At 72.1% G+C, this 22,835-nt stretch carries 18 protein-coding genes; 15 read left to right on the forward strand and 3 right to left on the reverse strand.

The genetic code is table 11. The features are described 5' to 3' along the window. Window positions 1–82 precede the first annotated feature (82 nt). The 4 genes from BJ986_RS13510 (at window position 83) to BJ986_RS13525 (ending at window position 6,909) form a co-directional block, all read left to right on the forward strand. The gene (locus tag BJ986_RS13510; protein WP_179422477.1) at window positions 83–1,066 is read left to right on the forward strand and encodes an ABC transporter ATP-binding protein; all 984 of its coding nucleotides are present in this window, start codon (window positions 83–85) and stop codon (window positions 1,064–1,066) included. Continuing rightward, complete coding sequence (locus tag BJ986_RS13515; RefSeq protein WP_179422479.1) at window positions 1,063–2,442, forward strand: ABC transporter permease; 1,380 nt, start codon at window positions 1,063–1,065, stop codon at window positions 2,440–2,442. The genes BJ986_RS13510 and BJ986_RS13515 overlap by 4 nt, the downstream gene beginning before the upstream one ends. Before the next feature lie 2 nt (window positions 2,443–2,444). Then, the gene (locus BJ986_RS13520; RefSeq protein WP_179422481.1) at window positions 2,445–5,246 is read left to right on the forward strand and encodes a bifunctional YncE family protein/alkaline phosphatase family protein; all 2,802 of its coding nucleotides are present in this window, start codon (window positions 2,445–2,447) and stop codon (window positions 5,244–5,246) included. A gap of 112 nt (window positions 5,247–5,358) precedes the next feature. Then, window positions 5,359–6,909 (forward strand): FAD-dependent oxidoreductase, encoded by a 1,551-nt coding sequence (locus BJ986_RS13525; protein ID WP_179422483.1) that lies wholly within the window; start codon window positions 5,359–5,361, stop codon window positions 6,907–6,909. Here the strand turns inward: BJ986_RS13525 and BJ986_RS13530 are convergent. Together BJ986_RS13530 and BJ986_RS13535 are read right to left on the reverse strand one after the other, a co-directional pair. Beyond that, a complete protein-coding gene (locus BJ986_RS13530) occupies window positions 6,899–7,405 on the reverse strand; it encodes a hypothetical protein (protein WP_179422485.1) in 507 nt (168 codons plus the stop codon). The genes BJ986_RS13525 and BJ986_RS13530 overlap by 11 nt on opposite strands. An 80-nt stretch (window positions 7,406–7,485) precedes the next feature. Continuing rightward, complete coding sequence (locus BJ986_RS13535; protein ID WP_179422487.1) at window positions 7,486–8,862, reverse strand: HNH endonuclease signature motif containing protein; 1,377 nt, start codon at window positions 8,860–8,862, stop codon at window positions 7,486–7,488. Between the two features lie 250 nt (window positions 8,863–9,112). Here BJ986_RS13535 and glnA point away from each other — a divergent pair, with 250 nt between their 5' ends. The 10 genes from glnA (at window position 9,113) to BJ986_RS13585 (ending at window position 21,044) form a co-directional block, all read left to right on the forward strand. After that, entirely contained in the window at window positions 9,113–10,450 is a 1,338-nt protein-coding gene (gene glnA, locus BJ986_RS13540) for a type I glutamate--ammonia ligase (RefSeq protein WP_179422489.1), read from the forward strand. A gap of 75 nt (window positions 10,451–10,525) precedes the next feature. Continuing rightward, complete coding sequence (locus BJ986_RS13545; RefSeq protein ID WP_179422491.1) at window positions 10,526–13,555, forward strand: bifunctional [glutamine synthetase] adenylyltransferase/[glutamine synthetase]-adenylyl-L-tyrosine phosphorylase; 3,030 nt, start codon at window positions 10,526–10,528, stop codon at window positions 13,553–13,555. Window positions 13,556–13,572: 17 nt separating this feature from the next. After that, window positions 13,573–15,021, forward strand: coding sequence for an MFS transporter (locus BJ986_RS13550; RefSeq protein WP_179422493.1), 1,449 nt, complete (start codon window positions 13,573–13,575; stop codon window positions 15,019–15,021). Between the two features lie 43 nt (window positions 15,022–15,064). Continuing rightward, window positions 15,065–16,411 (forward strand): histidinol dehydrogenase, encoded by a 1,347-nt coding sequence (gene hisD, locus BJ986_RS13555; RefSeq protein ID WP_179422495.1) that lies wholly within the window; start codon window positions 15,065–15,067, stop codon window positions 16,409–16,411. 37 nt (window positions 16,412–16,448) lie between these two features. Beyond that, window positions 16,449–17,582, forward strand: a complete 1,134-nt coding sequence (locus BJ986_RS13560; RefSeq protein WP_179422497.1) for a histidinol-phosphate transaminase — start codon at window positions 16,449–16,451, stop codon at window positions 17,580–17,582. A 71-nt stretch (window positions 17,583–17,653) separates the two neighbouring features. Next, window positions 17,654–18,295: an imidazoleglycerol-phosphate dehydratase HisB gene (gene hisB, locus BJ986_RS13565; protein WP_179423885.1), complete on the forward strand. Its 642-nt coding sequence runs from the start codon at window positions 17,654–17,656 to the stop codon at window positions 18,293–18,295. Next, window positions 18,292–18,918, forward strand: a complete 627-nt coding sequence (locus BJ986_RS13570; RefSeq protein WP_179422499.1) for a hypothetical protein — start codon at window positions 18,292–18,294, stop codon at window positions 18,916–18,918. The genes hisB and BJ986_RS13570 overlap by 4 nt, the downstream gene beginning before the upstream one ends. Beyond that, on the forward strand, window positions 18,918–19,556 hold the full coding sequence (gene hisH / locus BJ986_RS13575; protein ID WP_179422501.1) for an imidazole glycerol phosphate synthase subunit HisH: 639 nt from the start codon (window positions 18,918–18,920) through the stop codon (window positions 19,554–19,556). The genes BJ986_RS13570 and hisH overlap by 1 nt, the downstream gene beginning before the upstream one ends. Before the next feature lie 34 nt (window positions 19,557–19,590). Then, window positions 19,591–20,328 (forward strand): bifunctional 1-(5-phosphoribosyl)-5-((5-phosphoribosylamino)methylideneamino)imidazole-4-carboxamide isomerase/phosphoribosylanthranilate isomerase PriA, encoded by a 738-nt coding sequence (priA, locus tag BJ986_RS13580; protein ID WP_179422503.1) that lies wholly within the window; start codon window positions 19,591–19,593, stop codon window positions 20,326–20,328. After that, window positions 20,325–21,044 (forward strand): SseB family protein, encoded by a 720-nt coding sequence (locus BJ986_RS13585; protein ID WP_179422505.1) that lies wholly within the window; start codon window positions 20,325–20,327, stop codon window positions 21,042–21,044. The genes priA and BJ986_RS13585 overlap by 4 nt, the downstream gene beginning before the upstream one ends. 61 nt (window positions 21,045–21,105) lie before the next feature. Here the strand turns inward: BJ986_RS13585 and BJ986_RS13590 are convergent, their stop codons facing one another. Next, window positions 21,106–21,435, reverse strand: a complete 330-nt coding sequence (locus BJ986_RS13590; RefSeq protein WP_179422507.1) for a DUF952 domain-containing protein — start codon at window positions 21,433–21,435, stop codon at window positions 21,106–21,108. Window positions 21,436–21,547: 112 nt separating this feature from the next. Here BJ986_RS13590 and BJ986_RS13595 point away from each other — a divergent pair, with 112 nt between their 5' ends. Next, complete coding sequence (locus BJ986_RS13595) at window positions 21,548–22,822, forward strand: MFS transporter (protein WP_337795298.1); 1,275 nt, start codon at window positions 21,548–21,550, stop codon at window positions 22,820–22,822. Window positions 22,823–22,835: the final 13 nt, after the last annotated feature.

A 22,835-nucleotide genomic window follows, 5' to 3' on the forward strand; every position in this document is an offset into this window, starting at 1 on the left:
GCCTGCGGTTCAGGTTCCCGCCCCTCGTTGACCTTTCCGACTACCTAGCCTCTGCGTCGTTCGGACGATTCGAGAGGACCAGATGCACAGCTCGCCCGCGGTTCGGTTGCGTGGCGTCACCAAGTACTTCGGTGACGTGGTCGCGCTCGACGGGGTCGACCTCGACATCCCGCGCGGTCAGGTGCACGGCCTGGTGGGGCCGAACGGCGCAGGCAAGACCACGCTGCTCGGGCTGCTGCTCGGCCTGTCGGTCGCGGACAAGGGGACCCTCGAGATCGTGGGCGCCCCCGTCGACCGGGTGCTCGGCATACCAGACGGGGTGGCGGGGTTCGTGGACGGGCCGGGCCTGTATCCCTCCCTGACCGCGCGTCAGAACCTCATGGCCCTCACCGGGCTCCGTGGGCGCAAGGCCGGTCGTCGGCAGGCGGCCGACCGTCGCGCCGAGGTCGACCGCGTCCTCGACCAGGTCGGTCTGGTCGACGTTGCCGACGAGCGCCTGCGCGGCTACTCCCTCGGCATGCGCCAGCGGCTCGGTCTGGCGGCTGCACTGCTCAGCACCCCCCAGCTGCTCGTGCTCGACGAGCCGTCCAACGGCCTCGACCCGGCGGGCAAGCGTCAGGTCTTCAGGGTGCTGAGCGAGCTGGCCGCGCAGGGCGCCGCGGTGGTGATCTCCAGCCACCACATGGACGACCTTGCCGCGCTGTGCTCCGAGGTCACGCTCCTAGCCGGCGGCCGGGTCGTCTTCACCGGGCCGGTCGGGAAGCTCGCGGCGGAGAGTGGGCGGCTCGACTACCGCGTGCTCACCTCGGACGGCGCGGCCGCCCGACACGTCGCTCTGCAGACCCCCGGCATCGAGGTCGTGACGGGCGAGCACCTTCTCGAGCCTGACGACGAGGCCTTCGTCGCTCGCGGGCCCGTCGGTGCCGTGGACGAGCTCGTCACCCGGATCGTCGGAGCGGGACTGGCGCTGCGGGAGCTGAGACCCGTCGTCTCGCCCCTGGAGGCGGCGTTCCTGTCGCTCACCGGAGCGGACGACCCCACGACGTCGCAGGCGGGTGTCCGATGAGCTCCGCCCTCGCAGAGGCTCCGGCTGCTGTCGGTCCCGCCACGGCTGGGGCCGCGGGTCCTGCCGACCTCCTCTCGAGCGTCCGCTTCGAGTGGGTCAAGCTGGTGAGCCAGTGGCGGGTCCGCATCGTCCTGCTGGCCTGCTGGCTCGGGCCTGCGATCTTCATCGCGATCGCCAGCCAGCAGAGCTCGCTGCCGAGCGACACCGTGTTCGGGCGCTGGATGTCCGCCACCGGCTGGGCCGGGTCGCTGGTGGTGCTCGGCTTCTCCTGCAGCTGGGTGCTCCCACTCATCACCGCGCTCGTCGCCGGCGACGTGTTCGCCGCCGAGGACCGCTTGGGGACGTGGCGTCACCTCGTCATGGCGGTCCGGTCGCCGCGGCGCATCTTCGTCGCGAAGGCGCTCGCCAGCACCGCGGTGATCCTCGTCATGGAGGCCGGTCTGGCCGCGTCGAGCATCCTGGGCGGAGTTGCCGCGGTCGGCAACCATGCGCTCGTCGGGCTGGACGGCACGGTCATCGACCCGGGGCAGGCCGCGCGGTCGGTGCTGCTGTCCTGGGCGTGCGTGGTCGCCGCCTCCCTCGCGTATGCCGCCGTGGGCCTGCTCGGTTCCGTCGCGCTGGGCCGCTCGCCGATGGGCCTGCTCGTGCCGGCCTTGCTCGCGTTCGGCCTGCAGTCGGCCCAGCTGCTGCCCATGCCCGCCACCGTGCGTCTTGCCCTCCCGAGCCAGACGTTCCTGGCGTGGCGCGGCCTGTTCACGAGCCCGGCCCAGCCGGGGCCACTGCTCGTCGGCCTGTCGGTCAGCCTCGCCTGGGTCGTGGTCGCGACCACGCTGGCGTACCTCCTCTTCGTCCGCCGTGACTTCGCCGGCCTGACCTACGACGGTGCCGGGCTGCGCCTGCTTCTCGTCGGAGCCGTGCCGCTCGCCGTCCTGACAGGGGCCAGCATCGCGGTCGTCGGGGCGGCGACGCCGGCGACCGGCTCCGGCATCCAGCGACCGAAGGTGGAGCAGTCCGTTGCCACCTCGTTCGCGCACCTGTACCGGCTGCAGGCCCGTGAGCTCCACCGCCCGGACGTCACCGAGGAGCAGCTGCGCACCAGCGCCTCGTGCTACCGGGCCGGATCGCACGGCAACGACGCAGGCCCGGGCAACGACTGGCGATGTGTCGTGTCCTGGCACATCCCGGGCGCCACCGCCGTGGGAACGGCCATCTACCAGCTCGATGTCGCCGCCGAAGGACGCTACGTCGCCGATGGCGACGGGCCCCGTGAGGTGAACGGCTACTTCCAGGTGCACACCCCGACCGGGGACGCACCCAACCCCTTGTGGCAGGTCGATGGTCTCGTCGACCTGTCGCGCACCCCCTCGAAAGGATGAACATGCAGGTCACGCAACAGCGGCGACGCATTTCGCCGACCAGTCCCGAGCAGGTCGGTCGTAGCCGCACCCGGTTCCGATCGGTCCTCGTCGGCACCGTGGTCCTCACCATCGCCGGCGGCGGGATCGCCTACGCGACCACCGACGCCTTCGGAAACCGCACGGTCGGCACGCAGTACGCCGACGGGCTCCAGGTCTCCGACAACCAGGTGATCAAGCCGATCGGTACCCGGCTCATGACCGAGTACGGCAAGTTCATGGGATCGACGGTCAGCCCTGACGGCAGGTTCCTCGCCGCGAGCAGCGCGGACAAGAGCGTGGTGCTCCAGGTCTTCGACCTCGCCGCCAACAAGCTGGTCTACCGGGTCGGCAAGGCCGCCGGCGCGGACCAGTTCCTGGCCGACGGCAGCGTCGGTCAGGAGCGCCCGACCTACTCACCCGACGGCAAGTTCCTCTGGCTCTCGCAGCGTGACGCGCTCACCCGCTTCCCGGTCAACGCCGACGGGACCCTGGGAACCGCGACACGCTTCCCGCTTCCGCAGGTGAACGGAGCGTCCGCGCTTCCGGGCCAGTCGGCATACTCGCCGGACGGATCCACCCTGTATGCCGCGCTGAACGGCCAGAACACGGTGGTCGCCCTCGACCCGGCCACCGGAGTCGTCAAGTCGACCTGGAAGGTCGGCAACGCACCCCGCCAGCTCGTGTTCAAGGGCGGCAGGCTGTACGTCAGCAACGAGGGTGGCCGGGCTGCCAAGCCCAACGAGACCGCGCTCAACTCCTACGGCACGAACGTGCCCACGGATCCCTACCTGGACACCACGACGACCGGCACGGTCAGCGTCATCGACACTGCTGCGCCGACTGCTCCCGTCAAGTCCATCGAGGTGGGTCTGCACCCGACCGCGATGTACTCCTCCGGCAACGCCCTGTTCGTCGCCAACACCAACAGCGACACCGTCTCGGTCATCGACACCGGCAAGGACGCGGTCGTCCAGACCATCGCCACCCAGCCGTGGCCGGCGTCCAAGGTCGGCTACGAGCCGACCGGCATCGCGCTGTCCAAGGACGGTCACCTCCTGGTCACGCTCGGCCGCGCGAACGCGGTCGCGGTCTACCGCTACGCCAACCGGCCGCAGGAGCCCGTCAGCTTCGTGGGTCTGCTTCCCACCGACTACTACCCGTCGAACGTGGCGACCGTCGGCGACCGGGTGGTCGTCACCAACAGGCGCGGCATCGATGCGCGGGGTCCGGCCATCACGACGGACAAGGGCTACGGCGTCCCGGTCGTCAGCGGCCACGACACCCACAGCACCACGGCCTCGCTGACCAGCTTCACGCTGCCCAGCGACCGGCAGATCGAGAAGTACACCTCGACGGTCTTCGCCCAGAACCGCTGGGGCAAGAACGACGTCAAGCACGGCGAGCGCGACTCCGTCGCCGCGGTCCCCGTGCCCAAGCGCCTCGGCGACCCGTCGACGATCAAGCACGTGTTCATGATCGTCAAGGAGAACCGCACCTACGACCAGGTGTACGGCGACGACGCGCGCGGCAACGGTGACCCCTCGCTGGTGCAGTTCGGCCAGAAGGTCACGCCCAACCAGCACGCGCTGGAGAAGCAGTTCGGGCTCTACGACAACACGTACGACATCGGCACCAACTCCGCCGAGGGTCACAACTGGCTGATGCAGGGCGACAACCCGGAGTACACCGAGTCCAGCGCCGGCGAGTACGTCCGCAGCTACGACACCGAGGACGACGTCCTCGGACACCAGCGGTCCGGATTCCTGTGGACCTCGGCGATCTCCGCGGGCAAGACCGCGCTCAACTACGGCGAGTTCACCCAGTTCCTGACCAAGCCGGCCGGTGCGACGTGGCAGAAGTACTACTGCGCCACCAAGGCGGGGGAGGCCGGCGGTGACCCCAGCCAGCTGACCGACCCGTCACTCAAGTCGGACACCCAGTCGCCGATCCCGTCGCTGAACCAGATCACGGTCCACGACTACCCGAAGTTCGACGTCAACATCCCCGACACCTACCGGTACCAGCTCTGGAAGCAGGACTTCCAGAAGCGCGGTCCGGCGAACTTCAACATGCTCTGGCTCTCGAGTGACCACACCGGCGGCGCACCCGACGCGAGGGCGCAGGTCGCCGACGGTGACCTCGCCGTGGGCCGTGTCGTCGACCAGATCTCGCACAGCAAGTACTGGAAGGACTCGGCGATCTTCGTGGTCGAGGACGACAGCCAGGACGGTGCCGACCACGTGGACGGCCACCGGGCGCCGGTCCAGGTCATCAGCCCGTGGGCGCAGCACGGCAAGGTCGTGAACCGCTACTACTCGCAGATCAACATGGTGCGCACCATCCAGCAGATCCTGGGAGCGCAGCCGCTGAACCAGAAGCTCGCAGCGGCCACGCCGATGTACGACGCCTTCCAGTCCAAGCCGGACCTCACCCCCTTCACCGCGGTGCCGAACCAGATCCCGCTCACGGAGCAGGTCACTCCTGCTCCGACGTGTGGTCAGGACACCCCGGCCGGGGGCACCGGTGCGGCGCAGCCCAACGGTGCGACCACCGCGTCCGTGCCGCCGTCGCAGAAGGCGGTCGCGGCGCAGTGGGAGACCTGGCGGAAGAAGCAGGCCTTCAACAGCAGCAACCCTTCCCCCGACACCGCCAGCCCTGAGCTGATGAACCGGTTCACCTGGTACCAGGCGCACGACTGGTCCCGCCCGTACCCGGGCGACTCGAAGATCTACGCCCCGTCTCAGGTCCCGGGTGCGTACATCCCGAGCGCGGACGGGCAGTAGCTCTCGCTCGCACGTATCGAACCAGGTCGACGGCCCGCCGGATGCTCCGGCGGGCCGTTGGCTGTGGTCGGCTGACGGCGACCCGCGGTGCCCAGGCCATAGAGTGCCGCTCGTGATCTACGACGACGTCGTCATCGGTGCCGGCCACAACGGGCTCACGGCCGCGGCATACCTTGCCCGCGCGGGACGCCGGGTGCTCGTGCTGGAAGCCGCCGACCACGTGGGCGGGGCCGCGGTCTCGGCGCAGGCGTTCCCGGGCGTCGACGCGCGCCTGTCGCGCTACTCCTACCTCGTCTCCCTCATGCCCCGGCAGGTGATCGCCGACCTCGACCTCGACGTGCGGCTGATCCGGCGGCGGTTCTCTTCGTTCACCCCGGTCCCGGGCGACCCCCAGCGCGGCCTGTTGGTCGACAACGGCGACGAGGCAGCGACCGCCGCGGGCTTCACCGCCCTCACCGGCGGCGGCGCGGAGTATGCCGCGTGGCAGGACTTCTACGGGCGCGTGCACCACCTGGCCCAACAGGTCTTCCCGACCGTCCTCGAACCCCTTCGCAGCGAGGCCGACCTCGCCGCGATGGTGGGGGACGACGAGCTCTGGGACGCCCTGGTCCGGCGGCCGCTGGGCGAGGTCCTCGCAAAGCGGTTCGGCGACGACACCGTCCGCGGGATCGTGGCCACCGACGCGCTCATCGGCACGTTCGCCGACCTCGACGGAGCTGACCTGCGCCAGAACGTCTGCTTCCTCTACCACCTCATCGGGGGAGGCACGGGGGACTGGGACGTGCCGGTCGGGGGCATGGGAGCGGTGACGGACGGACTGGCTCGCGCTGCTGTCAAGGCCGGGGCGCAGCTCCGGACCGGGACAACGGTGCTCGCGGTCGACCCCGACGGTGTCGTCCGATGGGAAGGTGGCTCTGCCCAGGCGACCACCATCCACGCGGCCTGCGCGCCGGCGGTGCTCAACACGCTCCTCACCGCGGCGGGTGCAGAACCCCTGCCGACCGAGGAGGCGCCCGAGGGTGCCCAGCTCAAGGTGAACATGCTCCTGTCGCGCCTTCCGCGGCTGCGCGACCAGGACGTCGACCCGGCCGCCGCCTTTGCCGGCACCTTCCACGTGAACGAGGGGTACGGCCAGCTCCAGGAGGCGTATGCCGCCGCAGAGGCCGGCCGGGTGCCCCAGGTCCCGCCGTGCGAGATCTACTGCCACAGCCTGTCGGACCGCTCGATCCTCGGACCCGAGCTCGCCGCCGGCGACGCGCAGACGCTCACCCTCTTCGGACTGCACCTGCCGGCCCGCCTGTTCCGGGGGACGCAGCAGGAACACGATGCGGTCAAGGACCTCGCGTTGGCCCGCACCCTGGACTCGCTCAACTCGGTGCTGGCCGAACCCATCCAGGACGTCCTGCTGCGTGACCCCGACGGGGCGTTCTGCATGGAGGCCCGCACCCCGGTCGAGCTCGAGGCAGACCTCGGCCTGCCGGGCGGGAACATCTTCCACCGCTCCCTCCAGTGGCCCTGGGCCGAGAGCGACGCGGAGGTCGGCAGCTGGGGCGTGGAGACCGCGTACCCGACCGTCCGCATCGCCGGCGCCGGCGCTCGGCGCGGCGGCGGAGTCAGCGGGATCCCGGGGCACAACGCGGCCATGTCGGTGCTCAGGGCCTGAGTCGCCCCCGGGGTTGGGTGCCGTGGTCGGCGTCGAGCAGGGCCCGTCGGAACTCCGGGTGGACGCGGGTGAGCAGGAGGCCACCATCTCCCGAGAGGTGGACTCCGACGGTGTTCATCGACTCGTTGCCCACGTACAAGGCCACCCCGATGAAGGTGGGGAGAAGCAGGAGCCAGGCGTTGTCGCGGCCCTGGATTGAGGCCACGAGGACGAGGGTGATCCCTGCGACGACGAGGATGAGTGCGGCGCGGCGGAGACTGCGGTGGCGACGCCACACGGCAGCGTGCATCGGCACCTCGATGGCATAGCGCTTGGATGAGGCCAGGCTCGCGACGAGCCAGGGCAGGAACCCGAACACGATCAGGACCCCGGTCCAGAGTGGTGCCGCGCTGCCCGTGATGGTGAGCACGTCGGCCGTCGGCGTGCCGGTCTTGACGCAGACCTGCGGCAACGGGACGACGCGCATGGTCGACTCAGAGATCTGCACCGTGGGCACGCGCCAAGAGTACTGAGGGCGGGGCTCTGCGGCCCGGGTTCAGGGGAGTCGGCGCGGGTGCTGGCTCGGGTCATGGGGGGTCATGGGGGGTCATGGTCGGGGTCATGGTGTTCGTCGGGCCAGCGGGGGATGGTGCCGGCCCGTCTGAGGGCTTCGAGGCGGTGGTCGTAGGAACCCGGGGCCAGCTCCCACTGGACCGTGGGACCTCGCGGGCCGTCGAGCACCACCGCGGCGTACCCGCCTCGGTGGACGACCGTGTGATGGGCTCGGCAGAGCAGGGCGGCGTTGCTGAGGTCGGTCGGGCCGCCGTCCGCCCAGTGGATGAGGTGGTGGGCGTCCGCCCACCGTGGCGGTCTGGTGCAGCCGGGAAAGGTGCAGCCACGGTCGCGCAGCCACAGGTGGCGGATCTGAGCAGTGGTGAAGAGGCGGACGGCGGTGCCGTGGTCGAGGACCTCTCCGCGGGATCCGAGGATCATCGGGATGACCTCGGCGTCGCAGGCCATCCGGCGGATTGTCTCGGTGGTGAGGAGCTCGCCGGTGAGGGTGAGCCCGGCCCCACGGGTGCGGCGGGTGAGGGTGTCGACGTCGACGGTCACGAGCACGCTGGTCTTGGCCTGGCGAGGCACACCCTCGGGCGCACTGACGGCTCGGGTCACGAGGTCGATCAGGGCGTCGGCCCTGCGGGCGGCCGGAGTGCGCTCGTCCCTCGCACCGGTCTCCGGGTCGGGCGAGGGCTTGGCGACCGCGTCGACGGCGGCGTCGACAATCGAGGCGCCCTCGTCGTCGAGCAGCAGCGTGTAGCGGGAAAGGCCGAGCGGTCCCGGTCCCTTGACCAACGACCGGTGCGCCCGGCGCAGGTCGGCGTCGTGCTCGACGTGCCGGTCGGGTCGCAGCCCGTCGGCCGCTCGGCGCAGTGCGGTGGCCAGGTCGCGCTCGGGCAGCCCGTCGGGGCCGCGGGCAGAGTGCAGCAGGATCGCGGTCAGCTCGGCGAGCTGGTCGGGATCGGCCAAACCGCGCACCGAACGGTGGAACCGGACGATCTGCGCTGCCTTGCCGACTGGCAGCGCCTGTGTTGAATCGTCGGCAGCCCCTGCTGCGACGGCCGAGGTCACCTCGGTCAGGCGGGGTTCGTCGGCGGCTCCAGCGACGGCGTCGAGGTCGGTCAGCGTGCGGGTCGGCAGCTGCGGAGCCATCGCGCGCGCCCAGTCGACCGGTCCCCACCCGTCGCCCGATCCGAGGCCGCGTAGCTTGGCCTCCGCCAGCACCGAGACGAGGTGGGCGTCGACGGAGGCGCGCAGCCGGCCGAGCAGCGTCAGCGTCTGGCCTAGCTCACCATCGGCCAGGGCCCACAACCGCTCGCGGCTCGACGTCGCCAGGGCATCGATCGCGGAGGTGACCGCCCCGAGGACAGGACGGGCAGCGTGCCGTTCCTGCCCCGTGTCCGCTGCGATCTCCATGACCCCACACTACGTGCGACCACCGACAGCGCTACCTGCATCGCAGAGCGTGAAACAGGTTGCAGGACACCACGATTGGCGCAACCGCGCCGCTGTGGACAAAGGCTGCTGATACGGCACCGATACGGCACACCAGCGTCACTCGACGGACACGACAACGTGCCACGCGGCATACCGGCGGGTCACCGACACCAAGCCACCCGCGTGGCACGTAACGCCGGGGAAACACAACTAGGGCAGGATTCGACACATGGATCGTCAGCAGGAGTTCGTCCTCCGCACCATCGAGGAACGCGACATCCGCTTCGTGCGGCTGTGGTTCACCGATGTGCTCGGGACCCTCAAGTCCGTCGCCGTCGCCCCTGCCGAGCTGGAGGGGGCGTTCGCCGAAGGCATCGGCTTCGACGGCTCGGCCATCGAGGGCTTCGCGAGGGTGTACGAGGCGGACATGCTCGCCAAGCCCGACCCGGCGACGTTCCAGGTGCTCCCGTGGCGTGGTGACAACCCCGGCACGGCACGGATGTTCTGCGACATCACCCTGCCCGACGGCTCGCCGAGCCACGCCGACCCCCGCCACGTCCTGCAGCGTGCACTTGCACGGGCGGCCGACCTCGGCTTCACCTTCTACACCCACCCCGAGATCGAGTTCTACCTGCTCAAGGCCGGGTTCAAGCCGGGCGAGAACCCGGAGCCCATCGACCAGGCGGGGTACTTCGACCACGTGCCGCACGGCACCGGTCACGACTTCCGGCGGGCCGCGATCACCATGCTCGAGTCGATGGGGATCTCCGTCGAGTTCAGCCACCACGAGGGCGGGCCGGGGCAGAACGAGATCGACCTGCGCTACGCGGACGCGCTGTCCACGGCGGACAACATCATGACCTTCCGCACGGTCATCAAGGAGGTCGCGCTCGAGCAGGGGATCTTCGCCTCCTTCATGCCCAAGCCGTTCGCCGAGCACCCCGGGTCCGGCATGCACACCCACATGTCGCTGTTCGACGGCGACAGCAACGCCTTCTACGAGGCCGGGGCGCCGTACCAGCTGAGCAAGGTCGGTCGGCAGTTCATCGCGGGACTGCTGCGCCACGGCGCCGAGATCACCGCCGTGACCAACCAGTGGGTCAACTCCTACAAGCGGCTCTGGGGTGGCGGCGAGGCCCCGGCCCACCTGACCTGGGGCCACAACAACCGGTCCGCGATGGTGCGGGTCCCGATGTACAAGCCCACCAAGGGACAGAGCAGCCGCGTCGAGGTGCGCACCCTCGACGCCGCGTGCAACCCCTACCTCGCGTTCGCGCTCATGCTGTCCGCCGGGCTCAAGGGGATCGAGGAGGACTACGAGCTGCCCGCCGAGACCGAGGACGACGTCTGGGGCCTGACCTCCGCCGAACGCCAGGCGATGGGGATCGAGCCGCTGCCGACGTCGCTCTACGAGGCGATCCGCGTGATGGAGAAGAGCGAGCTGGTCGCCGACACCCTGGGCGAGCACGTCTTCGACTTCTTCCTGCGCAACAAGCGTGCCGAGTGGGACGACTACCGCGGCGAGATCACCCGGTTCGAGCTCGAGCGCTACCTGCCCGGACTGTGACTGGCGCCCAGCGCTCGTATGCCGCCCGCTGACCGGAGCGGGCGGTCGTCACCCGCCAGTGCGTAGGCTGGCGCGGTGACCTCAGGCCGCGTTGTCTCCCAGACTGCGACCCTGGCCCGGCTCGGGTTCGCCGACCCACCCCGGGCAGAGCACCTGCTGGCAGACCCCGCGCTCGCCGGGCTCGTCGACCCCCTCGACGACCTGTTCAGGGACGGTCTGCCCGATGCTCTCGGCGCGGTCGCCGACCCGGACCTCGCGCTGCTCAGCCTGGTCCGGCTCATGGAGTCGCTGCGCGCCTCGGGACCGCGGCGACGCGACCTCGAGTCCGGCGCCGGGACCGAGGTGGCCGGACTCGTGGCGGCGCTGCGCCATCGTGGGCCGGCCCGAGACCGGCTGTTGGCCGTCCTCGGTGCCTCCACCGCCCTGGGTGACCACCTCGTCGGCCACCCTGAGCACTGGCGCAGTGTCGCGGACGCCCGCCCCCGCACGCCGGAGGAGCGCATCCACGAGCTCGTCGAGGCGGTTCGCGCCCCGGGCGAGCACACGGCATACGACGCGCTGCGGATCGGGTACCGGCGCCAGCTGCTGGGCATCGCGGCGCTTGACCTCACCTCCGGGGACCCCGAGCTGGCGCTGCCGGAGGCCGCCGCCGCTCTCGCCGACCTGGCCGAGGCGGCGCTCGAGGCTGCGCTGGTCATCGCCCGCACCGAGCTGGGGGAGCAGGCCGAGCTGTGCGACTTCGCGGTCATCGGCATGGGCAAGACGGGCGGCCGCGAGCTCAACTACGTCAGCGACGTCGACGTCATCTTCGTGGCCGAGCCCCGGGAGGGGGTCGAGGAGGCGAGCGCCATCGCGGCGGCCACCGGCCTGGCCACCCACCTCATGCGGGCCTGCTCCACCTCGACGGGGCAGGGGACCCTGTGGCCGGTCGACGCCGCACTGCGACCCGAGGGCAAGAACGGCCCCCTGGTGCGCACCATCGACAGCCACCGCACCTACTACGAGCGCTGGGCCAAGACGTGGGAGTTCCAGGCCCTGCTCAAGGCACGCCCGGTCGCCGGTGACCGCGCTCTCGGCGCGGCCTACATCGAGGCCGTCAACCCGCTGGTGTGGGGGGCCGCCTCGCGGGAGAACTTCGTCGAGGACGTGCAGGCGATGCGCCGGCGGGTCGAGCAGCACGTGCCGGCGGGGGAGGCCGACCGCCAGCTCAAGCTCGGTCCGGGTGGTCTGCGGGACGTGGAGTTCAGCGTCCAGCTGCTCCAGCTCGTGCACGGCCGCTCCGACGACTCGCTGCGCTCGGGCACGACGTTGGAGGCCCTGGACGCCCTCGCCCGTGCTGGCTACGTCGGCCGCGAGGACGCCGCCACCCTCGACGCGTCCTACCGTCTCCTGCGCACGCTCGAGCACCGGATCCAGCTGTTCCGGCTGCGTCGCACCCATCTGATGCCCACGACGGACACCGACCTGCGCCGCCTCGGCCGCGCCCTGGGGCACCGCTCCGACGCCGCCAAGGCCGTCGTCGCGCAGTGGCAGCAGCAGGCCCGGGAGGTGCGCCGCATCCACGAGCGACTGTTCTACCGACCACTGCTCGCAGCGGTCGCCCGGCTCAGCTCGAACGACGCCCGACTGGCTCCCGAGGCCGCCAGGGAGCGACTGGCCGCGCTGGGCTTCCGCGACCCGGCGGGGGCGATGCGCCACCTCGAGGCGCTCACCGCCGGGGTGAGCCGGCGAGCAGCGATCCAGCGCACCCTGCTGCCCGTCATGCTCGGCTGGTTCGCGGACGAGGCGGACCCCGACGGTGGGCTGCTGGCGTTCCGCAAGGTGAGCGAGGAGCTGGGCTCCACGCACTGGTACCTGCGCCTCCTGCGCGACGAAGGCTCCGCCGCCGAACGGCTCGCGCACACGCTCGCCCGGAGCCGGTATGCCGCGGACCTGCTCGTGGGCGCGCCGGAGTCGGTGGCGATCCTCGGTGACTCGGGCGGCCTGACCCCCCTCTCGCGCGACGACCTGGTCCGCAGGATGACCGCGGCGGCGGGACGCCAGGACGACGCCGACAAGGCGGCGCGGGCAGCCCGCAGCATCAGGCGGCAGGAGCTGTTCCGGATCGCGGTGGCGGACCTCGCGGGGAGCCTCGACCTGGCCGGGGTGGGCCGGGCGCTCACCGACCTCACCGCCGCCCTCATCGAGACCGCGCTGGGCGTGGCCCAACGGGTCGTCGAGGACAAGCACGGCCCGCTGTCGACCCGGCTGCTGGTCGTGGGGATGGGGCGGCTCGGCGGTGGGGAGGTCGCCTACGGGTCGGATGCCGACGTGCTCTTCGTGCACGAACCCCTCGAGGGCGCGGACGAGGCGACCGCTCAGGAGCAGGCGCTCGAGACCGTGCAGGAGCTGCGCCGCCTGTTGGCCGCTGCGGGTCCCGACCCGCAGCTCGGCCTCGATGCTGATCTTCGCCCCGAGGGCAAGAACGGGCCCCTGGTGCGGAGCCTGGCCAGCTACCGCGAGTACTACCGTCGCTGGTCGCTCACCTGGGAGTCCCAGGCGCTGCTGCGGGCCACCCCGCTGGCGGGCGACCTTGAGCTGGGGGCCCGGTTCGTCGAGCTCATCGACCCGCTGAGGTGGCCCGAGCACGGCCTCACCGACCAGCAGGTCCGGGAGATCCGGACGCTGAAGGCACGGATGGAGGCTGAGCGGCTGCCGCGCGGCGCCGACCCGAAGAGCCACTTCAAGCTGGGCCGCGGCGGCTTGTCGGACGTGGAGTGGACCGTCCAGCTGCTGCAGATGCGACACGCCCACGCGGTCCCGTCGCTGCGCACCACGAGCACGCTGCCCGCCCTGGATGCCGCGGAGGCGGCCGGGCTGATCGCTCCCGACCATGCCGCGGCTCTGCGGGAGGCCTGGTCGTTCGCCTCTCGGCTGCGCAACGCCTCCGTGCTCTACCGCGGCAAGGCCGTCGACAGCGTGCCCTCGGACCTGCGTGTCGCCGACGGCGTGAGCCGCATCCTCGGCGGGGAGCCCGGAAGTGGAGCAGATCTTGCGGAGGAGTACCGCCGAACGGCCCGTCATGCGCGTACCGTGACGGAGTTCAACTTTTACGGTTCCACCTAGGAAGGTACGGTCGGCGCATGGCCACGGGCAGGGACGACTCCGTCACGGTCCCCTCGTTCTCCGAGGTCCTCCGCGCCCCGGTCTTCCTGCCTGTCTTCGCCGTCGCGACGCTGTCGACCTGGGGCGACTACATCGCCCGCATCACCGTCGCCGCGGTCGTCTACTCGTGGACGGGCTCGGCGCTCGCGACGGCCGCGACGTTCGCCGTCTCGCTGGTGCCCAGCATCCTCGGGCGCGCGCTCCTGTCGCCGCTGTGCGACCGCATGCCGCCGCGGGTCTGCCTCGTGGGGACCCACCTCATCCGCGCTGCGCTCGTGGGGGTGCTCATCGTCGCGGTGGGCGCCACGACGTCCCTGTGGCTCGTGCTGGCCCTGGTCGCGGTCCTCGAGTTCGTCGGCGGCCCGGCCGTGACGGCGGGCCAGATGCTGCTGACCGACATCTTCCCCGATCGCCGGCTGTACTCCCGGGCGTTCGGGCTCACGACCCTCGCCGCGCAGGTCAACCAGGCGATCGGCCTGGCGATCGGCGGCGCGGTGGTGGGTCTCGTCGGCGACATCAAGACGCTGCTGATGGACCTTGGCACGTTCGTGGTCGGCGCCGTCATCCTGATGGTGGTGCGGCCGCCGAAGTCGGTCGTGAAGGCGGAGGACGCGCCCCTGTCCGGCCTGGTCGGCGACGTCGGCCAGGCCTGGCGCCAGATCCGGTCCAGCCGCGTGCTGACCTACATGCTGATGCTGTCGCTGGCGAGCGCGCTGGCCATCGCGGCGCCCGAGGCCGTGGCGCTGCCCTACGCCGCCCAGCACAGCCCGTCGCCCAACTGGGGCGGACTCCTCATGGCCGCGCCGATCCTGGGGGCGGTCGTCGGCCTGCTGGTCATCGGCCGGCTGCCCGCGGAGCGCCAGTCCGCCCTCGTCCTGCGCCTGGCCCTGCTCACCCCGTTGCCGCTGCTGGTGACCATCTTCGAGCCGAACCTCGTGGTGGTGTGGCTCGCGTGGTTCCTCTGCGGCGCCCTGCAGTCCTACATGCTGCCCCTCCAGGCGGCCTTCACCCTGCTCGTCCCGACCGCCATGCGCGGGCGGGTCTTCGGGCTCGCGGGCGCCCTGTCCGTGGGCGTCACCGGAGCCTGCTTCCTCGGTGCCGGCTGGGTCTCCGAGCGCACCACCCCCGCCGCGTCGGTGGGCATCTGTGCCGTCGTGACCCTCGGGGTGCTCGTGCTGCTCGCCGCTCGCTGGCCCAAGGAGGAGCTCGCGGGCAGCGTCAGGGCCACCTTCACCATCTGCCCCGACGCTGCCGACGAGGACGAGGCGGGCGAGGGATCGGCGACGGCGCGGCCGGACCCGGCGCCGCTGGCTGACCTGGCGCCGCCGGTGGACATGGCGCCGCTGGCGGACCTGACGCCGATGGGAGTCCCGGGCGGTCGTCCCACCGGGGGCGCCGGCGACACTCGCCCCGTTTCCGGGGGCTGAGACCGCAGGGGGTCGGCCGTCGGGCCCGACCTAGACTTGCCCCATGCTCTCCACGATCGACCTGCGCGGGCGGCCGCTCGGCGTCCGCGAGCTGCGCCACCTGCTGCCGAGGGCCGACTTCGACGTCGCTGCCGCCGTCGCGACCGTGGGGCCGATCTGTGACGACGTCCGCGAGCGCGGTGCCACAGCCCTCTACGAGCTGGGGGAGCGCTTCGACGGCGTCCGTCCCCCGACCCTGCGCGTGCCGCAGGACGTCCTGGCTGCGGCGCTGGAGGCCCTCGACCCCCAGGTGCGCGCCGCCCTCGACGAAGCCATCCGCAGGGTCCGGATCGTCCACGAGGACCAGCGCCGCACCACCACCACGACGACCGTGGTCCCCGGCGGTGAGGTCAGCGAGCGGTGGATCCCGGTGGACCGGGTCGGGCTCTACGTCCCCGGGGGTCGCGCCGTCTACCCCTCCAGCGTCGTCATGAACGTCGTGCCCGCCCAGATCGCCGGGGTCGGGTCGCTGGCCGTCGCCAGCCCACCCCAGCGCGACAGCTCCGGCGTCTTCACCGGGTACCCCCACCCGACCGTGCTCGCCGCGTGCGCGCTGCTCGGCGTGGACGAGGTGTATGCCGTGGGCGGCGCCCAGGCGGTCGCCGCGTTCGCGTTCGGCTTCGAGGACGCGTCCGACGCCGACGCGGCACCGGTGGTCTGCGAGCCGGTCAGCCTCGTCACCGGCCCGGGAAACATCTATGTCGCGGCGGCCAAGCGCCACCTCAAGGGCATCATCGGCATCGACTCCGAAGCCGGCCCGACCGAGATCGCGATCCTCGCCGACGACACGGCGGTGCCCGCGCACGTCAGTGCCGACCTGATCTCGCAGGCGGAGCACGACCCCCAGGCCGCCTCCGTCCTGGTGACGGCCTCCGTCGCGCTCGCCGAGGCGGTGCGGGCCGACCTGGAGGACCGTGTCGCCGGCACCAAGCACTCCGAACGCGTCCGCGAGGCGCTCAGCGGACCCCAGTCGGGAGTGGTCCTCGTCGACGACCTCGACGCCGGTCTGGCCGTGGTCAACGCCTACGCCGCGGAGCACCTCGAGCTGCAGGTCGCCGACGCCGCCGCGGTCAGCCAGCGCGTGCGCAACGCTGGCGCGGTCTTCGTCGGACCGCACTCGCCGGTGAGCCTGGGCGACTATGTCGCCGGGTCGAACCACGTGCTCCCGACCGGCGGGTGCGCCTGCCACAGCAGTGGCCTGTCGGTGCAGTCGTTCCTGCGGGGCGTGCACGTGGTGAGCTACACCGAGGCAGCCCTGCGGGAGGTCGCGCACCACGTCGTCGCCCTGGCCCAGGCGGAGGACCTGCCCGCCCACGGCGAAGCGGTCCAGGTCCGCTTCGACAGGGCGTGACGGGGCGTGACAGGGCGTGACAGGGCGTGACAGGGCGATGACCGACATCGACAGCTCGAGCATCGAGGGTCTGCTGCGCGAGGACCTGCGTGGCGGCACCCCGTACGGGGCGCCCCAGTTCGACGTGCCCGTGCGCCTCAACACCAACGAGAGCTCGTACCCCGTCCCACCGACCGTCGTGGCCGAGATCACCGCCGCGGTGGGTGAGGTCGCGGCGGGCCTGAACCGCTACCCCGACAGGGAGTTCAGCGACCTGCGCACCGCCCTCGCGGCATACCTGTCGTCGTCGGGGACCTCCGTGGACCCGGCCCAGGTGTGGGCGGGCAACGGCTCCAACGAGGTCCTGCAGCACGTTGTGCTCGCGTTCGGCGGCCCGGGGCGCACGGCGCTCGGGTTCACGCCGGCCTACTCGATGCACCCGATCATCAGCAGCACGGTCGGCACCACGTGGGTGGACGGCCTGCGTGGACAGGGTGGCGCACCCTTCGACCTGACCGTCGAGTCCGCGGTCGCCCAGGTCCGCGCGCACGACCCGCACCTCGTGTTCCTCTGCTCGCCCAACAACCCCACGGGGACCGCGCTCGGCCTCGACGTGGTGGAGGCCGTGTATGCCGCGGCGGAGCGGCCCGTGGTCGTCGTGGACGAGGCCTACGAGGAGTTCGCCCGGCCAGGCACGCCGAGCGCGCTGACCCTGCTCGAAGGCCGTCCGAGGCTCGTGGTCACCCGCACGATGAGCAAGGCGTTCGCCTTCGCGGGTGGTCGGCTGGGGTACCTGGCCGCCGATCCCGCCCTCGTCGACGCGCTGCGGCTGGTGCGGCTGCCCTACCACCTGTCCGCACCCACCCAGGCGATCGCCCTCGCTGCCCTGCGGCACGCGCCCGAGCTGCTCGGCAGCGTCGAGGCGATCAAGGAGCAGCGGGACCGGATGGTCACCGGACTGGCCGATCTCGGCCTGGCGCCAGTGCCCAGCGACGCCAACTTCGTCCTGTTCGGCGGGCTCGCCGACGCGGCCGCGACCTGGCGGGCGCTGCTGGACCGGGGAGTGCTCGTCCGCGACGTCGGCATTCCCCACTATCTTCGTGTCACGGCCGGGACCCCGGACGAGACTGGTGCGTTCCTCGCCGCGATGGCGCAGATCGCCCGACCTGAGCAGGACAGGAGCGCGCCGTGACCCCAGAGACCGTGACGCCAGACACCGTGACCCCTGAGATCGTGGCGCAGCAGACCGTGACGCAGCAGGCCGTGACGCAGCAGAGCCCGGCGCACCAGACGCGCGCGGGCGACCGCACGGCGTCGCTGAGCCGCTCCACGTCGGAGTCCAGCGTCGAGGTCGAGCTCAACCTCGACGGCACGGGTCAGTCGGAGATCTCCACCGGGGTCAGGTTCTACGACCACATGCTGGCGTCCCTGGCCAAGCACTCGCTCATCGACCTGCGGGTCAAGGCCGCCGGAGACGTCGACGTCGACGCGCACCACACCGTCGAGGACGTCGCGATCGTGCTCGGTGACGCCTTGCGCGAGGCCCTCGGCGACAAGTCCGGCATCTCCCGCTTCGGCGATGCGACGGTGCCCCTCGACGAGGCGCTGGTCCAGGCCGTCGTGGACGTGGCCGGGCGTCCCTACGTCGTGCACACGGGCGAACCCGACGGGCAGGCCTACGTCGTCATCGGCGGCAACTACGTCGGCTCGCTCACCCGCCACGTCTGGGAGTCCTTCGCCGGGCGGGCCGGGATCGCGCTGCACGTGCGCGTGCTGTCCGGTCGCGACCCGCACCACATCGTCGAGGCCCAGTACAAGGCGGTGGCCCGTGCCCTGCGGGCCGCGGTCGCGCGCGACGAGCGGGTCAGCGGCATACCCAGCGCGAAGGGCAGCCTTTCCACGTGAGCGTGCCGTGGCAGCCCGCGCGGGAGGCGCGCGGACTGCTCCTGGTCAGCGGCGAGCCGGGGGCTGTCACCTCGTGGCTGCGCCGCGGACTGGTGGCCTGCCAGGTGGTCCCGCTCGGGGCCTGGACCGCGGTGCTGCCGACCGAGCGCAGCTCCCGCGCGGAGCCGCCCTACGACGACGCCGTCGCCGTGCTCGCAGCGCGTCCCGTCCCGCGCAGGCTGAGGGGTGCCCTGGGGTTCTTCACCGTCGACGGTCGCGCTGTGGTGACCGCCCAGCGGCCGGGCTGGCGGGACGGCATCCGGTGGCTGGTGTGGGAGCCCGGCGCTGGGGTCCTGCGCGCACCGCACCTCGAGCTGGCCGGGCCGGCGGATCTCGTCGCCGCCGCTGGAGCTCGCCACGGCGACCAGCGTGCCGTCGCCGGTGTGGTGGCCGAACGCGACAGCACGGCCGACGCCCTCATCACCGACCTGCTGTCGGTGCTGGGCCTGCCGGGTTCGGACCTGGTCGGTCCGGGCGTCGGCCTCCGCGGGCAGGTGGTCGCACCCACGGCGCAGGCGGTGGCCCGCTTCGACGCGCGGATGGCCGAGCAGGCTCGGCACCGCGCCGAACTGGAGGAGAACTGATGAGCCGGGTTGTCGTGTTCGACTACGGCAGTGGCAACGTGCGCTCGGCCGTGCGCGCGCTGGAGCACGTGGGTGCCGAGGTGGAGCTGACCGCGGACCGTGCTGCTGCGCTCGCGGCCGACGGCCTGTTCGTGCCCGGGGTGGGGAACTTCCACGCCTGCATGGCTGGACTGCGCGCTGCCGAAGGTCCGGTGGTGATCGACCTGCGGCTCTCCGGGGGACGCCCGGTGCTCGGCGTCTGCGTCGGGATGCAGGTGTTGTTCGACGGTTCGGACGAGCCCAGCGCTGCTCCGCAGGAGGGCCTGGGGGAGTGGCCCGGGGCAGTGTCCCGGCTGCAGGCCGACGTGGTGCCGCACATGGGCTGGTCCGAGGTCGACGTCCCGGCAGGGAGCCACCTCTTCGCGGGCGTGGAGTCCGAGCGCTTCTACTTCGTCCACTCGTATGCCGTGCAGTCCTGGACCCTGGAGGAGCCCACCGGCGCCTTCGCCGCCGTCGCCCCCAAGGTCACCTGGGCGCAGCACGGTGGGCGGTTCGTCGCAGCCGTCGAGAACGGCCCGCTGGCGGCGACGCAGTTCCACCCCGAGAAGTCCGGTGACGCAGGCCTGGCCCTCCTCGAGAACTGGGTGAAGTCACTGTGACCACGACCCCCCAACCCCGACCAGAGGATCCCGCATGACCCACGCACCGCGACTCGAGCTCCTGCCCGCTGTCGACGTCCAGGGCGGCCGCGCCGTCCAGCTCGTGCAGGGGGTGGCGGGCAGCGGGGGCGAGTTCGGCGACCCGTGGGAGGCAGCCCTGCGGTGGCAGGAGCAGGGGGCGGAGTGGCTGCACCTCGTCGACCTCGACGCCGCCTTCGGCCGCGGCTCGAACCGCGACCTGCTGGCGGACATCGTCGGCCGGCTGGACCTCCAGGTCGAGCTGAGCGGCGGGATCCGCGATGCCGAGTCCCTGGAGGCGGCGCTGGCCACGGGATGTCGCAGGGTCAACCTGGGGACGGCTGCACTGGAGGACCCGGAGTGGACCGCGCGGGCCATCGCTGAGCACGGTGACCGGGTGGCGGTGGGTCTCGACGTGCGGGGGACCACCCTGGCCGCGCGCGGCTGGACGAAGGACGGCGGCGACCTCTGGGAGACCCTGGCCCGGCTCGACGCCGAGGGGTGCGCGCGCTACGTCGTCACCGACGTCAACAAGGACGGCATGCTCAAGGGTCCGAACCTCGACCTGCTCCGCGAGGTCTGTGCCCGCACCGACCGGCCGGTCGTGGCCTCGGGTGGGGTGTCGACGCTCGAGGACATCGAGGCGATCCGGGGATTGGTCCCGCTCGGGGTCGAGGGCGCGATCGTCGGGTCGGCGTTGTACCGCGGGGCGTTCACGCTCCCCGCGGCACTCGACGCCGCGGGTCGCCCGTGAGCACCCACGACTCCGCGGGGATCCCGTTCGGTGGACGCGAGCTCACCGGCACGGGGTTCGACGGTGACACCGGCGAGGCCGACGCGGCCCTGCTGACCGCGCTGGCGGAGCCGGGCGACGAGGTCTCCCTGATGGCTGCCGTCGCCGCGGCCCGCCTGCTCGTGCCCATCGTGGCCGAACCCGTCTCCGTCGACGCCTCCGGCGAGCACCTGGTCGAGAAGCAGACGGACATGGCGGCGGTGACGCTGGTGGCGCCCGATGGCACCCGCGCCCTGCCGGTGTTCTCCTCGCTGGCGTCCATCGCCGCCTGGGACGCCGCAGCCCGCCCGGTCCCGGTGACCGCCGCCCGCGCCGCCCAGGCCGCGGTCAGCGAGCGCTGTGAGGTGATGGTGGTCGACCTCGCGGGTCCCCGTACCGTCGCCCTGCGACCCAGCATGGTGTGGGCGCTGGCCCAGCAGCGGGAGTGGCTGCCGGCCCACGAGGACGAGACGGTGCGACGCGCGGTCGCGGCCGCGGTCCGGGAGCAGGAGGCCGTCCTCGACCATGAGCTCGGCCCGGGCGCGCCCGGTGAAGGGGTGCTCCGGGTGACCCTGCGCCTGACCCCCGGCCTCGCCGCGGACACCGTGCAGGGCATTGCCACAGCGGTCGGCGAACGCCTCGCCACCGACGGCGAGATCCGCGCGCGGATCGACGGGCTCGCCTTCTCGATCTCCTGAGCCGGGACGGCAGGCGGGACGGCAGCCGGGACGGCAGTCGGGACGGCAGGCGGGACGCCGCTCAGGCGTGCGGAGGTGCCAGCTCCGTGACGGACACGACGGCGTCGGTCGGCAGGGCGGCATACAGGTGCGGGAAGGTCTCGCCCGTCCCGGGCTGGCCGACCTCCTCGACCGGTGCCTCGGCGAGCCGGTCCGGGTCGATCTCGAGCAGCAGCAGGGGCCCCGGGTAGTCCGCGTAGAACGAGCGCCGCACCACCGGCCACTGGTCGGCGGACGAGCAGTGGATGAAGCCCTCCTGCTCCATGGTGCGGCCCCGGGTGGACTCCTCGTAGTGCCCGGCCCGCAGCGCCTGCTCCCACTTCTGCGGTTCGGCCAGGTGGTAGATCGTCATGGTCGGCAACCTAGCGGTCCGACCCCACCGGGGCGGGAGCCGGCGAAGTCGTTGCCGTGACAGGAGCAAAAACGGTTTGGCCAGTGTCGGTGCGGGCTGCCACAGTAGGTGGGTGCTGCTCGCCAACGCCCGCTACCGTCGAGCCCTCGCGAGCGCCGCCCTGCGTCGCGCGGTCGTGCTCGGCTTCCTGGTGCGCATGCCCATCTTCGCCGGCGGGGTGGTGCTGACCCTGCACGTCGTCTCGCACCTGGGTCGGTCCTACGCCGCGGCCGGGCTCGTGTCGGCCGCCGCGACCCTGGCCATCGCCATCAGCGGGCCCTGGCGCGGTCGGTTGCTCGACCGCCGGGGCCTGCGTCGGGTGGTCCTGCCCTCGATCGTGGTGGCGGCCGTCTGCTGGTCGGTGGCGCCCTTCGTGTCCTACTGGTGGCTGCTGGCCCTCGCCGCGCTGGCCGGGCTCTTCGTCGTCCCCTCCTTCTCGATCATCCGGCAGGCAGTGATCGCCGCGGTCCACGAGGACGACCGGCGCACGGCGATCTCCCTGGACTCGGTGGCCGTCGAGCTGTCCTTCATGATCGGTCCGGCCGCCGGCGTCTGGGCCGCCACGCTCTGGCCCACCCAGTGGGTGCTGTTCGCCATCGAGATGCTCGGCGTGCTGGCCGGGGTGCTGCTGTGGTTCGCCAACCCCGTCATGCACGACGAGGCGACCGACCACGTGTCCGGTCCGCAGGTCGACCGCGACCTCGATGAGGGTCGGCTGGTCGACGACGAGGGGGTCGGTGCCGCGGTGCCTCGGGTGGCGCGGTCGGTCTGGTTCCGGGCGCGCTTCATCGTGATCTGCCTGGCCGCCGCCGCCACGACCGTCGTGCTCGGCGGCACCGACATCGCCATCGTGGCGGCGCTGCGCGACTTCGATGCGCAGTCCTCGATCGGGTGGGTGCTGGCCGTCTGGGGCTTCGGCTCCCTCCTCGGCGGGCTCGTCTACGGCGGCCTCCAGAAGTCGGTCTCGGCCTTCTGGCTGCTCGGCGGTCTGGCCCTCGTCAGCGCGCCGATGGCGCTGGCCGGCGGGGTCGCCTCGCTGGCGGTGCTCTCCTTCGTGGCCGGGCTGTTCTGCGCGCCCACCATCACCGCGACGGTGGACCAGGTCAGTCGAGTGGTCCCGGCGGCCGCCCGCGGTGAGGCCATGGGCTGGCACGGCTCGTTCATGACGGGCGGCATGGCGCTCGGCGCTCCGCTGGCCGGATACGCCATCGACCACCGCGGATGGCAGGCGGGGTTCCTCGTCGTCGCGGGCTGTGGCCTGCTGGTCGCGCTCGCCGGGGCGGCGGCCACGTCAGGGCGGGCAGCGCAACGCAGGGCCGCGCAGGTGGGCGCGGTCGCCGACGCCTGACGCAGCGGTCCAG

Source organism: Pedococcus badiiscoriae, assembly GCF_013408925.1.
Taxonomy (GTDB): Bacteria; Actinomycetota; Actinomycetes; order Actinomycetales; family Dermatophilaceae; genus Pedococcus; species Pedococcus badiiscoriae.

Coding starts and splice junctions, on each gene's coding strand:
- BJ986_RS13515 (WP_179422479.1), top strand. CDS start 1,063: ATGAGCTCCGCCCTCGCAGAGGCTCCGGCTGCTGTCGGTCCCGCCACG.
- BJ986_RS13560 (WP_179422497.1), top strand. CDS start 16,449: ATGACCGACATCGACAGCTCGAGCATCGAGGGTCTGCTGCGCGAGGAC.
- BJ986_RS13520 (WP_179422481.1), top strand. CDS start 2,445: ATGCAGGTCACGCAACAGCGGCGACGCATTTCGCCGACCAGTCCCGAG.
- BJ986_RS13590 (WP_179422507.1), bottom strand. CDS start 21,435: ATGACGATCTACCACCTGGCCGAACCGCAGAAGTGGGAGCAGGCGCTG.
- hisH (WP_179422501.1), top strand. CDS start 18,918: ATGAGCCGGGTTGTCGTGTTCGACTACGGCAGTGGCAACGTGCGCTCG.
- hisD (WP_179422495.1), top strand. CDS start 15,065: ATGCTCTCCACGATCGACCTGCGCGGGCGGCCGCTCGGCGTCCGCGAG.
- priA (WP_179422503.1), top strand. CDS start 19,591: ATGACCCACGCACCGCGACTCGAGCTCCTGCCCGCTGTCGACGTCCAG.
- BJ986_RS13550 (WP_179422493.1), top strand. CDS start 13,573: ATGGCCACGGGCAGGGACGACTCCGTCACGGTCCCCTCGTTCTCCGAG.
- BJ986_RS13535 (WP_179422487.1), bottom strand. CDS start 8,862: ATGGAGATCGCAGCGGACACGGGGCAGGAACGGCACGCTGCCCGTCCT.
- glnA (WP_179422489.1), top strand. CDS start 9,113: ATGGATCGTCAGCAGGAGTTCGTCCTCCGCACCATCGAGGAACGCGAC.
- BJ986_RS13510 (WP_179422477.1), top strand. CDS start 83: ATGCACAGCTCGCCCGCGGTTCGGTTGCGTGGCGTCACCAAGTACTTC.